General features: G+C 67.0%; 12 protein-coding genes. 10 read left to right on the forward strand and 2 right to left on the reverse strand.

From position 1 onward, the window contains the following. The first annotated feature begins 54 nt into the window (after positions 1 to 54). From wag31 to BJL86_RS06920, 5 genes are all read left to right on the forward strand, one after another. Complete coding sequence (gene wag31 / locus BJL86_RS06900) at positions 55 to 990, forward strand: DivIVA-like cell division protein Wag31 (protein WP_067473135.1); 936 nt, start codon at positions 55 to 57, stop codon at positions 988 to 990. A 189-nt stretch (positions 991 to 1,179) separates the two neighbouring features. Next, the gene (locus BJL86_RS06905) at positions 1,180 to 1,437 is read left to right on the forward strand and encodes a hypothetical protein (RefSeq protein ID WP_067473131.1); all 258 of its coding nucleotides are present in this window, start codon (positions 1,180 to 1,182) and stop codon (positions 1,435 to 1,437) included. Positions 1,438 to 1,797: 360 nt separating this feature from the next. Then, on the forward strand, positions 1,798 to 4,980 hold the full coding sequence (gene ileS / locus BJL86_RS06910; protein ID WP_067473128.1) for an isoleucine--tRNA ligase: 3,183 nt from the start codon (positions 1,798 to 1,800) through the stop codon (positions 4,978 to 4,980). 7 nt (positions 4,981 to 4,987) lie between these two features. Next, the gene (locus BJL86_RS06915; RefSeq protein ID WP_067473125.1) at positions 4,988 to 6,478 is read left to right on the forward strand and encodes a DNA polymerase IV; all 1,491 of its coding nucleotides are present in this window, start codon (positions 4,988 to 4,990) and stop codon (positions 6,476 to 6,478) included. Positions 6,479 to 6,592: 114 nt separating this feature from the next. Next, positions 6,593 to 6,787 carry a ferredoxin gene (locus BJL86_RS06920; RefSeq protein WP_067473122.1) on the forward strand — a complete coding sequence of 65 codons (195 nt, stop codon included), beginning with the start codon at positions 6,593 to 6,595 and terminating at the stop codon, positions 6,785 to 6,787. 5 nt (positions 6,788 to 6,792) lie between these two features. On the opposite strand, the gene BJL86_RS06925 is transcribed toward BJL86_RS06920, so the two are convergent. After that, positions 6,793 to 7,785, reverse strand: coding sequence for an asparaginase (locus tag BJL86_RS06925; protein ID WP_067473116.1), 993 nt, complete (start codon positions 7,783 to 7,785; stop codon positions 6,793 to 6,795). Between the two features lie 172 nt (positions 7,786 to 7,957). Between BJL86_RS06925 and BJL86_RS06930 the strand changes: the two genes are divergently transcribed. Then, complete coding sequence (locus BJL86_RS06930) at positions 7,958 to 8,644, forward strand: WKL family lipoprotein (protein WP_067473113.1); 687 nt, start codon at positions 7,958 to 7,960, stop codon at positions 8,642 to 8,644. An 8-nt stretch (positions 8,645 to 8,652) separates the two neighbouring features. Here the strand turns inward: BJL86_RS06930 and BJL86_RS06935 are convergent, their stop codons facing one another. Continuing rightward, a complete protein-coding gene (locus BJL86_RS06935; protein ID WP_156515253.1) occupies positions 8,653 to 9,600 on the reverse strand; it encodes a hypothetical protein in 948 nt (315 codons plus the stop codon). A 103-nt stretch (positions 9,601 to 9,703) separates the two neighbouring features. Between BJL86_RS06935 and lspA the strand changes: the two genes are divergently transcribed. From lspA to rarD, 4 genes are read left to right on the forward strand one after another with little or no spacing between them, the layout of a single operon-like run. Then, positions 9,704 to 10,291: a signal peptidase II gene (gene lspA, locus BJL86_RS06940; RefSeq protein WP_082908412.1), complete on the forward strand. Its 588-nt coding sequence runs from the start codon at positions 9,704 to 9,706 to the stop codon at positions 10,289 to 10,291. Then, positions 10,284 to 11,210 (forward strand): RluA family pseudouridine synthase, encoded by a 927-nt coding sequence (locus BJL86_RS06945; protein WP_067473370.1) that lies wholly within the window; start codon positions 10,284 to 10,286, stop codon positions 11,208 to 11,210. The genes lspA and BJL86_RS06945 overlap by 8 nt, the downstream gene beginning before the upstream one ends. A 1-nt stretch (position 11,211) precedes the next feature. Then, on the forward strand, positions 11,212 to 12,015 hold the full coding sequence (locus BJL86_RS06950) for a hypothetical protein (protein ID WP_082908411.1): 804 nt from the start codon (positions 11,212 to 11,214) through the stop codon (positions 12,013 to 12,015). Between the two features lie 11 nt (positions 12,016 to 12,026). Next, complete coding sequence (gene rarD / locus BJL86_RS06955) at positions 12,027 to 13,010, forward strand: EamA family transporter RarD (RefSeq protein ID WP_082908410.1); 984 nt, start codon at positions 12,027 to 12,029, stop codon at positions 13,008 to 13,010. The last annotated feature ends 15 nt before the right edge of the window (positions 13,011 to 13,025 follow it).

Consider the following 13,025-nt stretch of genomic DNA (forward strand, 5'->3'; position numbering starts at 1 on the left):
GAAAGCCCCCTCCGGCGGAGCCGGGGCTGTCTCGACAAGCGCAAGGGGAATCACATGCCGTTGACTCCAGCTGACGTCCACAACGTTGCCTTCAGCAAGCCTCCCATCGGGAAGCGCGGTTACAACGAAGATGAGGTCGATCAGTTTCTCGATCTGGTTGAGCAGGAGCTCGGCCGACTCGTAGAAGAGAACGATGATCTGCGTGCACGCGCAGACGAGCTCGCGAGCGACCTCGAATCCGCGAAGAAGAGCGGTGGCTCCGCAGCGCAGGAGTCCGCTCCCGCCGCGAAGCCGGAGCCCAAGCCGGCTGCTGCCGCCGCTGGGGCAACGCCGTCCCTCGCCTCCGCCAAGGCCGGCGAGGGCGAAGGCGAACTCGCCAACCAGGAGACCCACCTCCGTGCCGCTCGCGTCCTCGCGATGGCGCAGGAGATGGCCGATCGCCTCACCGGCGAGGCGAAGAAGGAGTCGGACGGGCTCGTCACCAAGGCGCGCACCGATTCGGACAAGCTCGTGGGCGATGCCCGCTCGGAGTCCGACAAGCTCGTCGGCGACGCCAAGACCGAGGCCGACCGCCTGCTCTCCGACGCCAAGGCCAAGTCCGAGGCGATCGTCAAGGACGCAGAAGGCAAGTCCGAGGCGCAGATCCGCGACGCCCAATCCAAGGCCGATGCGCTGCAGGCCGACGCCGAGCGCAAGCACACCGAGATCATGGCGACGATCAACCAGCAGCGCGGTGTCCTCGAGGGCCGGATCGATCAGCTCCGCACCTTCGAGAAGCAATACCGTTCGCGCCTGACGGCATACCTGGAGAGCCAGCTCTCCGAGCTCGGCAAGACCGGCTCGGCCGAGCCCGCAGACGCCCCGGCCACGGGCCGTGCGGCTGCTTCGACGACGCCGTCGTCCACGTCCACGTCCACGTCGACGTCGACCACGACCAAGACGGACGGTGGCGCCGGAACTCAGGGTGGAAGCCACTCCGCTGACAAGTAATCCCCGGCGCGAGGCGGCCTAGGCACGAAAGAGCCCCCCCGGCACGGAGCACATGCTCCGTGCCGGGGGGCTCTCGCCTTTTTCGGATGTGTGCAAGCCGAGGCCAGGGACGAATACGGGCTCCGCACCTCGGTGTCTGCGGTAGGTTTGACGTGACAGATACTCCGACGTCATCGGAAGGGTTTTCGCATGTTGATCGCGGCGCTGGCGCTGACCGTGGCGGGATTCGCTGCGCTCGTGATTGCTGTGGCGACGGGCCAGATCGCGTTCGCGTGGATCTGCATAATAGCCGGAGTGCTCGGCGTGGTGCTCCTCTTCGTCGACTGGGTGCGAACGATCCTGAAGAGGCGAAGCCTCGATATCGATACTCGTCATCCCGGAAATGGCGACGGCGGCCATGGTCCAGATGGAGGGGGAGCACCGGTGAGGCCGTGGCCCGACCGGTAGTGCTGCGGCATCGGTACTGGGAATACAAATTCCTTCCGAAGGGTTGCCAGTAGTAAGCTCGGAATGCACGGTTGCTTGCGCTGTTGGGCGGCAGACCGTCAAGTTCGCAAGAGAATTGAAAGTGTTCGCGACGATCCGGCCATCACCGGGAAGCGATCCGGAAGAACCGCACGCGCGTCGTGCCCAGTAGAACCGGACGGGACGAGCCCGATATAGCTCGCCAGAGCGGGCCGGACGCTCCGGGAATTTCCCGGGCGCAGAAGGCCAAGCGGGGTGGTACCGCGGCACCGGGAGGTGTTCGTCCCCGCGAAAGCAACGTCGAAGTCCCTACGGGGCGATTGTTTTCAAGGAGTACCGAATATGTCTGAAGAATCCGTGGCCGGCGCCGGTAGCGTCTACCCGCTCGCCGACCTGACCGGCGGCAGCGGCGCTCAATCTCCCTCGTTCCCCGCGGTCGAGCGAACCGTCCTCGAAAAGTGGGCCGCCGAGAACACCTTCCAGAAGTCGCTGGAGAACCGTAAGGACGCCGAGGAATACGTCTTCTACGACGGACCTCCGTTCGCCAACGGTCTCCCGCACTATGGCCACCTGCTCACCGGCTACGTCAAGGATGTCGTCCCGCGTTACCGCACGATGGCTGGATATCGCGTAGATCGCCGGTTCGGCTGGGACTGCCACGGCCTGCCCGCCGAGCTCGAGGCCGAGCGGCAGCTCGGGATCACCGACAAGTCGCAGATCACCGACATGGGCATAGCGGAGTTCAACGACTATTGCCGTTCCTCGGTCCTCCGGTACACAGGCGAGTGGGAAAACTACGTCACCCGGCAGGCCCGCTGGGTCGACTTCGAGAACGACTACAAGACCCTGGACATCACGTTCATGGAATCGGTCATGTGGGCGTTCGCCGAGCTCAATCGGAAAGGCCTGATCTACCAGGGCTTCCGAGTTCTGCCGTACTCGTGGTACGAGCAGACGCCGCTGTCGAACCAGGAATCCCGGCTCGACGACGCCTACAAGATGCGCCAGGACCCCGCGGTGACGGTGTCCCTCCCGTTGCACGGCGCGGAGTTCGGCTCGGCGCTCGACGGCGCCGAGGCACTCGTGTGGACGACGACGCCGTGGACGCTGCCATCCAACCTCGCGGCCGCGGTACACCCGGACATCGACTACGTCGTTCTCGCCCCGTCAGAGGGCGACTTTGCAGGGCGTAAGTTCGTCCTCGCAGAGGCGCGCGTGAACGTGTACGAGAAGGAGTTCGGCGCGGACGCCGAGGTTCTCGCGACGTTGAAGGGCAGCGAACTCGAAGGGCTTACATACGACCCGCCGTTCGACTTCTTCGTCGGGCACGAGAACGCTTTCCGGGTGCTTCTCGCCGATTACGTCACCACCGAATCCGGTACGGGCATCGTGCACCAGGCGCCGGCGTTCGGTGAAGAGGACATGGAGACCTGCTCGGCAGCCAGCATCGAACTGGTCATCCCGGTGGGGCCCGACGGGAAGTTCACAGCTGAGGTGCCGCCGTACGAGGGTCAGCTCATCTTCGACGCGAACCCGCAGATCTCGCGTGACCTGCGTGCCGCGGGCAAGATCATCCGACACGAGACGATCGAGCACTCCTACCCGCACTCGTGGCGTTCGGGACAGCCGCTGATCTACATGGCGGTGCCGTCCTGGTTCGTCGACGTGTCGAAGATCCGTGACCGCATGGTCGAGCTCAACCAGGAAATCCGCTGGGAGCCCGAGCACATCCGTGACGGCCAATTCGGCAACTGGCTCAAGGGCGCTCGCGACTGGAATATCTCACGCAATCGCTATTGGGGTGCGCCGATCCCCGTGTGGGTTTCGGACAACCCCGAGTACCCGCGCACGGATGTGTACGGTTCGATCGACGAGCTGGAACGCGATTTCGGTACGCGCCCGGCCGATCTGCACAGGCCCGCGATCGACGAGCTCGTGCGACCGAACCCGGACGATCCGACGGGGCAGTCGATGATGCGCCGGGTGCCCGAGGTTCTCGACTGCTGGTTCGAGTCGGGTTCGATGCCGTTTGCGCAGGTTCACTACCCGTTCGAGAACAAGGACTGGTTCGATACCCACAATCCGGGCGATTTCATCGTTGAGTACATCGGTCAGACGCGTGGCTGGTTCTACAACCTCCACGTGCTGTCGACCGCGTTGTTCGACCGGCCGGCGTTCCGGACCGTCGCCGCGCACGGAATCGTGCTCGGAGACGACGGGCAGAAAATGTCCAAGTCCAAGCGCAACTACCCCGACGTCAATGAGGTGTTCGACCGAGACGGCTCCGACGCGATGCGCTGGTTCCTGCTGTCCTCTCCGATCCTGCGTGGCGGAAACCTCTCGGTGACCGAGCAGGGCATCCGCGAAGGGGTCCGCCAGGCAATGCTGCCGCTGTGGAATTCCTATGGGTTCTTCCAGCTTTACGCCTCGCGCAAGGCCACGTGGCGCACGGATTCGCAGAACGTGCTCGACCGCTACATCTTGTCGACGATGAACCGGGCGATCGTGGAGATCTCCGCGGCGTACGAGCGCACCGATCTCGCCGGGGCGTGCGAGGTCGTCCGCGACGTCGCAGAGACGCTCACCAACTGGTACGTGCGGCGTTCGCGTGCACGGTTCTGGGCCGGCGAGGAGTCCGGCCAGGACTCTGTCGACGCCTTCGACACGCTGTACACGGTGCTCGAGACGCTCATGCGAATGTCCGCGCCGCTGCTGCCGATGCTCACCGAGACGATCTGGGTGGGACTGACGGGCGAGGAGTCGGTGCACCTCACCGACTTCCCGGAGGCCGCCGACTTCCCCGCGGACGACGAGCTCGTCGACTCCATGGACGCGGTGCGCCGCGTGGTCTCGGCAGCGTCCGCAGTGCGCAAGGCACAGCACCTTCGCGTGCGCCTGCCGCTGAAGAAGCTCACGGTCGCGATGCCGGGCGCGCAGCGACTCGAGCCCTTCACCGGGATCATCGCCGACGAGATCAACGTGCGCGAGGTCGAGCTCACCGGCGACGTCGCCGCGTACGGCCGCTTCGAGTTCACGTGCAACGCCCGAGTGGCGGGCCCGCGGTTGGGCAAGCAGGTACAGCAGGCGATCAAGGCGTTGAAGTCGGGGGACTGGGAGCTCGACGGCGAGAAGCTCCGGGCCGGGGGCATCGAGCTCCTGCCTGGCGAGTTCGAGCAGCGGATGCAGGTCCAGGATCCGGATTCGACTCAGCCGCTGACCGCCGACGGCGGCATCGTCACCCTGGACCTCAGCGTCGACGCCGACCAGGAGGCAGAGGGCTGGGCCCGCGACCGGATCCGCGAGATCCAAGAAGCTCGCCGCGGCGCCGGGCTCGAGATCACCGACCGCATCGCGATCGTTCTCGAAGTGCCCGAGAACTGCCTGGAGTGGGCCCGCTCCCACGCGGACCTCATTGCGGGCGAGGTTCTCGCTACCTCGATCGAGGTCGGCACTTCGCTGCCAGGCGGTGCCGAGGGGGTCACGGACCTGTCCGAGGGTGTTCGGCTGAGCCTGCGAAAGGCCTAGCAAGCCCATGGATCGCACACCACCCACCGTGCCGGACGAACTGCGTCAGGCACGGTGGGTGTTGCACGTGGATATGGACGCGTTCTTCGCCTCGTGCGAACAGCTCGCTCGCCCGACGCTCGCCGGACGACCCGTGCTCGTCGGGGGTCTCGGCGGCCGCGGGGTAGTGGCAGGAGCGAGCTACGAGGCGCGGCGTTTCGGCGCGCGCTCGGCCATGCCCATCGGTCAGGCGCGCCGCGCCGTCGGCGCATCGGCGGTCGTGCTTCCCCCGCGGCGCGAGATCTATTCGGCCGCCAGCCGGCGCGTGTTCGGAGTTATCCGGCGATTTTTCCCAGTGCTTGAGCAGCTCTCCATCGATGAGGGATACGGCGAACCCCCGGAGCTCGCCGGCGCCACCGTCGGCGAGGTTCGCGAGTTCGCCGCCCGCCTGCGCGAGGCGGTGCGCGAGGAAACCGGCCTGCCCGCCTCGGTCGGTGCGGGCGCGGGGAAACAATACGCCAAAATCGCGTCCGACCTGGCGAAGCCTGATGGGATGTTCGTCGTGCCCGCGGCGAGGCACGAGGAGATCATCTACCCGCTTCCCGTGCGTTCCCTGTGGGGGATAGGCCCCGTCGCGGGCCAGAAATTATCGCTGTACGGCGTCATGACGGTGGGTGATCTCGCCCGGATGACTGCCTCGGACGCTACCGGGGCGCTCGGCAACGCGCTCGGCGGGGCAATGCTCGCGATGGCGCGCGGCAAGGACCCGCGCCCCGTGCACGAACCGGATGTGGCCAAGCAGATCTCCAGCGAATTCACCGTAGCCACAGACCTGCGCGCGCCCGAGCAGATCGGTGAGGCGATCGCCAAGGCCTCGGCAGCCGCGCATCGCCGACTCCTGCGCGACGGGCGGCTCGCGCGGACGGTCACGGTGAAGATCAAGCTCACCGACTTCCAGAACATTTCCCGCTCGTCGACGATGAACACTGCGACCGAGGACCTCGACACCATCGTCGCGGTAGCACGAGCGTTGGCGCCCGACCCACGAGAGGTCGGCGCCGTGCGGCTCGTCGGGGTCTCGCTTTCCGGCCTCACCGATGTCGCCCAGCCCAGCCTGTTCGAGTCCGCCTCGATAGCACTTCCAAGGCATGACGTCGGAGGTGCCCGTTACGACGAGTCGTCCGACATCCCCGAACCGATGGACCCGCCCCGCGACGCGGCAGCACCGGACGCGGCGGCCGCTTCGGGGGCCTCCGGCGCGGGGGAGTCCGCGGAGGGCGATCCCCCCGTGGGGGCGGGCGACAGGTGGCGACCGGGCGACGATGTGCGCCACCCGGAGTTCGGCCACGGATGGGTTCAAGGCGCCGGGCACGGCTGGGTCTCCGTCCGATTCGAGACCCGGGCCACCGGGCCGGGGAAGGCTCGGAGCCTGCGCGCCGAGGACCCCGATCTCGAGCCGGCCGACCCGCTCGATTCTCTGGCATGGGACTACCCGTCCGGGGAGAACGGCGAAGAATAGTCGCACCCCAATCTGTGTCGTAGGCAACAGTCGTTGGACAATATGCGTTACGATGTCTAGACAATATGGCTTTCAATGTCCAATGTTGAGGGTCCGTACAGAAGGGAGCGCGTCATGAAGGTTCGAGTCGATGAGGATCGTTGCGAGGGTCAGGCGGTATGCATTGGACTCGCGCCACAGGTGTTCGAACTGGGAGATGACGACGAGTTCGTGCAGCTGCGTGTGGAGGAAGTTCCCGAGGAGCGGCAGGCGCGCGTGCGCAAGGCCGTATCCAAATGTCCGATGGCCGCGTTGACCATCGAAGAGTAAGGCGCCTATATCAGCTCGGCGAACCGCGGCGCCAGGGTTGCGGGCGTCGCGGCCGGGTCGTCGGCGAGTAGCGCGGCGAGCGCTATCCGTGCCTGTCCCGCTCGGAGCCACCCACCGGCGATTGCTCCGGCGTCCACTAGTTCGGCGCCGCCCCCGGGGCCTCCGTAGACGGGATGCACCGCGCCTCGCGGGACGCTTGAGGTGAGCACGCAGGGGATCTCGGCGTGTTCCTTGGCGACAGCGGCAACCTTCGAGGGGAGATTGCCCATTCCCATCGCGACGAGGACGTAGGCCGAGATGCCGTCGTTGATCAGCGCCGATAGCGCGGTCGCGCTCGCTCCTGTGCCGGCCCATACGCACTCCACGCGTGGCCATGTCGTCCCCTCGTCCGGAAGGGCTAGCGTGAGCGGGCGCTTCGCGGCGCTCTCGCCTTCTTCGGGGGCGTTCCGGGCGAAACCGAGTTCGTCGCTCGTGTGCCACTTGGCGACCCCGCGCGCCTGCATGATTGCCCGCCCGAAGACCACGAGTGCGCCGATTCCGCGCGCCGATTCCGACAAAGCGACCTGGTAGGCGTCGAAAAGGTTCGCCGGCCCATCGGGGGCCGGATCGTCCGCCGGACGCTGGGCTCCGGTGATGATGACCGGGCGCGGGTCACGGTGGTAGAGATCTGCGGCCATGGCCATGTCCGCGAGCGAGTCCGTTCCGTGGGTGACGACCACCGCCGTCACCTGGGGGTCCTCAAGTGCGGCCGCGATCGCGCGACACACGAGAAGTCTGTCGTCGTCGGTCATCTGTGAGGAGTCCTTGGAGAGCACCTCGCGGGCCTCGATGCGTAATTCGTCTGGTAGCTGCGATGAAAGGTGCTCGGGTAACTGCGGGGCGCCGAGGGCGGTGTCGTTTCTCACGACTCCGTCGGCATCGGTGCTCGAGGCGATCGTTCCGCCGGTGGTCAACACGACGATCATGGGCGAGGAATTGGCGGTCTGAGAATCGGACATATTGTTACTGTAGTGAATTACTGTTACTAAAGTGGTGTAAAGGATGTGACGTGTCGCGGAACCTCGTGGGAGACTTCCAACGAGTAGTGTTGGAACATCCCGCCGCGGCCGCTCGTTATCCGGTCAGGCCGAAACGGCGGAGGTTCCGCCAGACGAAAGGACGAATAAGCACATGAGGTTTACGCGTACCGCTACCGCAATCGGAGCTATGGCACTGGCGCTCGGCGGCTTGTCGGCGTGTGGGGACGACGAGGGCGACGGCCGCGACTCGGCCGAGACCACAACGTCGGCGGAGCAGACCGCCGAGGCTGCCGCGGTCCCCACTGCCGAGGAGCTCACCGACATCCTCAACCGCGCTTCGGACCCGGAGCTGCCGATCGAGGAGAAGGTCAACCTGGTCCAGGGTGGCGACGAGGCCCCCGAGCTGTTCGACGAGATCGCGCGGCTGAAGACGGAGAACAACGCGCAGATCCAGATCAACGGTGTCGCCGAGGGCGACTTCCCGGGCACCGCGATCGGTAATGCGGTGATCATCCAGGAGGGACAGCAGGACATCAACGTCAACGCGCAGTTCGTCCAGATGGATGGTCAGTGGCAGCTCGACAAGAACTTCGCCTGCGCGCTGATCACCAACGCCGGGCTCCAGGCCCCGCCGACGTGTGACTCCGCGGGTGGCGCCCCGGTCGAGGGCGTGCCGGCTCCGGCTGAGGGTGAGGCCCCGGCACCGGTCGAGGGTGAGGCTCCTGTCGAAGGCGCGCCGGCACCGGCCGAGGGCGAAGCCCCCGCCGAGATGCCCGCACCCGCCGAGGGCGAAATGCCGGCCGAGGCTCCCGCAGAGGAGCCCGCTCCGGCCGCATAAATCACCGGCTAACCGGTACGAAACACCAGCTCCCGCGTGGCGCTGGTCTCGGTCACCGCGTCGCTATCCCCGCGATAGCGCGCGGTGGTTTCGTATTTCAGCTCCCCATCGGTCGGGGCGGCACCGGTCAGCGAGAATGTCAGCTCCCCGGAAGCAGTGGAGGAGTACTGCGCGACGTCGAGGGACACCGATTCGCCGCCGTCCTCGGCCGGGAGTTCGAGCGTGTCCGAACTCTGTGCGGCGGTCCCGTCGACTGCGACCGTGAGGTCATCCCCGTCGATCTCGAGGAGTGTGTAGGTCAGCGCCATTTCCGGCGCGACGGCGTCGTCGTTGGGGCGCGTCACGCGCCAGCGCGCGCCCTCGCCTATCGGCTCGTCGGGAAGTATGACGCCGGACTCCGCGAGAGCCCCCGCCATCTGCTCCACCGACTGCCTCGCGACGCCGCGAGCCTCTGTCGGCGCCGCCAGCGTGGACGAGGTGATCTGCCCGGCAGGCTCCCGCACGAGCGTCACCTCGAACCCGGCGGCGCTCGCGAGGAGCTCGTCGAGCCCGGTCTCCTCGGCCGACGGCGCCAGGGACGAAAAGGTCAGCGTCGCGCGCTGGGCGCCGTTGACGTCCGACTCGACACCCTGATCGAACGTGGCCGTGCGCCGCGGGAGCTCGTGCTGTTCCTGTGGCGTTCCGTCCGCGGTTACCGAGCTGGTCGAATCGAAGTCCATCGTCACCGGCGGGAGCACGTCGTTGGTGGGGGCGAAGGTACGAACCTCCAGCTCGCCGCTGCCGGGCTCGAGCAGTTCGACCTCGGCGGCGGGGTCGAGTTCGGTGGTCACGGGATCATCCAGCGCCACATCCGCAGGCGCCTCCTGGGGGCCGCCTTCCGGCTCGGCGTCCTGCCCGGCGCAGCCGCCGAGGACGAGAGCGCTCAGCGCGACCGTCGTCATACCTACCGTTGCCACGTGCCGTGGACGATGCCATTTCCGCTCAATCACAAACGCCAGGGTATCGCCCACGGTGCCCTGCTCCACGCCTGAGCCATGGCAATACGGAATAGTGGAGGCCATGGGAAGTAGTACGAAGTCACCACTTCGGTGGCGCCGGGCGGGCGCGATGTTGGTTCTTCTGGGCATCGTGATCGTCGTGTTGGACCAGATCGCGAAGGTCGTGGCAGTCGACGCCCTCGAGGACGGGCCGGTGCCGATCATCGGCGAGAGCGTTCGTTTCGCGCTCGTGCGCAACTCCGGCGCGGCATTCTCGTTGGGCACCGACGCGACACCGGTGTTCTCCGTGCTCGCGACGGTCGTGGTGCTCGGTTTGCTGTGGTACTCGCGCCGCGTCACCGAGACATGGTGGGCGCTCGGGCTCGGCCTCATCCTAGGCGGCGCCGCCGGAAACCTCGTCGACAGGCTCGTCCGCGCGCCCGGGTTCCTCCATGGCCACGTCATCGACTACGTCGCCGTCGGCTGGTTCCCGGTGTTCAATATCGCCGACGCCGCGCTCACGATCGGAGTCGTGGTCATCGCGTTCGCGGTGCTGTTCGGGCGCGACCCGTACCCGATGGAGCAAGCGGAGCTCGTCCCGGAGGACGACGCGATCACGCCCGGCGACATGGAGAGCGACCGTGCCGAAGGAGGTCGAGCCGATGGGTGAGACAAGGACGTTTCCCATCCCCGATGGGCTCGACGGGGCGCGGGTTGACGCCGGCGTTTCGCGCCTCCTCGGGCTGTCCCGCACCGTCGTCGCCGAGCTCGCCGCATCGGGCAAGGTCCTCCTTGATGGCGCGGAGGTCGGCAAATCCGACAGGCTCACCTCGGGATCGTGGATCGAGGTGGAGATGCCGGCGCCGAAGCAGCCACCCACAGTGGTGGCCGAGCCGGTCCCGGGGATGAAGGTCGTCTACGCGGACGAGCATTTCGTCGTCGTCGACAAGCCGGTTGGCGTCGCCGCGCACCCGTCGGTCGGCTGGACGGGGCCGACGGTCATTGGCGGGCTTGCAGCTGCCGGGTATCGGATCACCACCTCCGGCCCGCCGGAACGCAAGGGGATCGTGCATCGGCTCGACGTCGGCACCTCCGGACTCATGGCGGTCGCCGTGTCCGAGCGCGCGTACACGGTCCTCAAACAGGCGTTCCGAGATCGCACGGTCGACAAGACGTATCACGCTCTCGTGCAGGGGCACCTCGATCCGCTGTCGGGAACGATCGATGCGCCTATCGGGCGCCATCGATCGTCTGACTGGCGTTTCGCCGTCACCTCCGACGGAAAACCGTCGATCACCCACTACGACACCCTCGAGGTACACCGCGAGGCCTCCCTCCTCGAGGTGCATCTCGAAACAGGGCGCACCCACCAGATCCGGGTGCACCTGTCCGCCCTCCATCACCCGTGCTGTGGCGACCCGACCTACGGCGCGGACCCGACCCTCGCCGCGCGTCTCGGGCTCGATCGTCAGTGGCTGCACGCGGTGGGCCTCGGTTTCGAACACCCCGGCAGCGGCTCCTACGTGCGTTTTACCTCCGAGTACCCGGAGGACCTGCAGCACGCGGTCGATCTCATCCGAGAGACCTGAGGTGGACGCGGTCGCGGCGCGGCCGGTCCGCGCAGTGGGCTGGTTCCTGTTCATTGTCGCGGGCGTAGTCATCGTCGTCGCCATGCTCACCGCGGCGCTGCGCCCGGGTGGGTCGACCCCGCCGATCATGTCCGACGCGCTCGGCCCCGAGAACGGCGAGAGGGTCGATGACTACCTTTCCTTCGCGGCTTCGACCCTCGACGATCCCGTCGGCGATCCGGGTGCCCCGCGCTGGGCGTTGGTGTCCTATGACGGCGCACGTCCCGCCGGCGAGGCCGCCGCAGCCATCGACGCCGCCGGAATCGAGCGGATTTCGCAGGTCCTTATCAATACGCCTGTAGAGAGTGTCTCGATGCCGGTGATCCCCGCAGCCGTCGCGGCCCCCATATCGACCGACGATGGGCACTCCGGTCCGCTGGGGCGCGCGGCCACGTCCGCCGTCACAAATGGGATTTATGCCCTCGACCATCCGGGCGAGGGAGTCCCGACAGCGGGAACGACGGGGGAGCAGGCGCCGCTGCGGCCGGCGGATGCGCGCGAACGGGCGAAGATCGAGCTCACCGCCGACATCGTCGAGCGCGGGGGCGGCGCAATCATCGGGGTCATCGTCCGCGCCGACATCGCACAGCTTCGCGCGCTTACGGACGCGCCCGGTTCGTCCGCGGTGCGCTCGGTGGAGGCGTTGCCGCCCGATGCGGCGTGGGGTCGGTTCGCCGTGCGACCCTTCCTGGCCGGCTATACCGATGTAGTGGAGCCACTTGCCGATGACGCCGCCGTGCCGGAGCCCGCCCGACCCGGCGAGTAGCATGTGCAGGCGTGACACCTCCCGCCCCCATCGACGCGCCCAAGGCCTCGCGGATCGGCGCATTCGCTGCCCTCGGTTGCTACTCGCTCTGGGGGTTCTTTCCTGCCTTCTTTCCGTTGCTGGAGCCGGCAGGAGCTGCGGAAATCGTCGCCCACCGCATCGTGTGGTCGCTGGTCCTCATGGCGATGGTTCTTGCGCTCATGGGTCAGCTGCGCCGGGTGTTCTCTCTCGGCGGCAAGGCATGGATGCTGCTCGCCCTGGCCTCGCTGCTCGTTTCGCTCAACTGGTGTGTCTACGTCTTCACGGTCAATAGCGACCGCGTCTCCGAGGCTGCGCTCGGCTATTTCATCAACCCCCTCGTCAGCGTCCTTTTTGGCGTGCTGTTCTTCCACGAACGCCTGCTGCGACTACAAGTGGTGGCGGTGGGTATCGCAGCCGTCGCGGTCGTCGTCCTCACCTTCGGCTACGGGCACTTCCCGTACCTGTCGATCGCGCTGGCGCTTTCTTTCGGTGGATACGGCGTCGCGAAGAAGCGGGTCAAGGAGCCGCCCACGGTGTCCCTCGGCGCGGAGGTGCTCATCGCGGCACCCTTCGCGCTCGGCTTCCTCGTCTGGCTACACATGGTCGGAAGCGATTCCCTCGGGCATGGTGCGTTCGGCAATGCGGGCGTCGGCAATGCCCTGTTGCTCATGGCGTCAGGTGCCCTCACGGTGCTTCCGCTCCTGCTGTTCGCCACCGCCGCGCAACGCATCCCCCTCGCGCTGCTGGGCATGCTCCAATACATCACCCCCGTGCTGCAGATGCTGTGGGCGCTACTGGTCGTCGGCGAACGACTCGACGGCACGCAATGGGCCGGGTTCGCGCTGGTCCTCGTCGCGGTCCTGCTCTTTTCGGGCGCCCAATTCCGGGCCGATCGGCGCGCCAGGACGCGCCTCGCGGGCCAATCTCCGGAAGGCTCGGCAGGCCACTTAGCGGGCGACGCCGATCCCGCCTAGACTGGCTTCACCTCC

Source organism: Dietzia timorensis, from assembly GCF_001659785.1.
GTDB classification, from domain to species: Bacteria; Actinomycetota; Actinomycetes; order Mycobacteriales; family Mycobacteriaceae; genus Dietzia; species Dietzia timorensis.

What these genes read in the sequence shown, in the direction of transcription:
- BJL86_RS06920 (WP_067473122.1), top strand. Translation starts at nt 6,593, where the DNA reads ATGAAGGTTCGAGTCGATGAGGATCGTTGCGAGGGTCAGGCGGTATGC.
- BJL86_RS06925 (WP_067473116.1), bottom strand. Translation starts at nt 7,785, where the DNA reads ATGTCCGATTCTCAGACCGCCAATTCCTCGCCCATGATCGTCGTGTTG.
- BJL86_RS06915 (WP_067473125.1), top strand. Translation starts at nt 4,988, where the DNA reads ATGGATCGCACACCACCCACCGTGCCGGACGAACTGCGTCAGGCACGG.
- BJL86_RS06905 (WP_067473131.1), top strand. Translation starts at nt 1,180, where the DNA reads ATGTTGATCGCGGCGCTGGCGCTGACCGTGGCGGGATTCGCTGCGCTC.
- BJL86_RS06930 (WP_067473113.1), top strand. Translation starts at nt 7,958, where the DNA reads ATGAGGTTTACGCGTACCGCTACCGCAATCGGAGCTATGGCACTGGCG.
- BJL86_RS06945 (WP_067473370.1), top strand. Translation starts at nt 10,284, where the DNA reads ATGGGTGAGACAAGGACGTTTCCCATCCCCGATGGGCTCGACGGGGCG.
- ileS (WP_067473128.1), top strand. Translation starts at nt 1,798, where the DNA reads ATGTCTGAAGAATCCGTGGCCGGCGCCGGTAGCGTCTACCCGCTCGCC.
- lspA (WP_082908412.1), top strand. Translation starts at nt 9,704, where the DNA reads ATGGGAAGTAGTACGAAGTCACCACTTCGGTGGCGCCGGGCGGGCGCG.
- wag31 (WP_067473135.1), top strand. Translation starts at nt 55, where the DNA reads ATGCCGTTGACTCCAGCTGACGTCCACAACGTTGCCTTCAGCAAGCCT.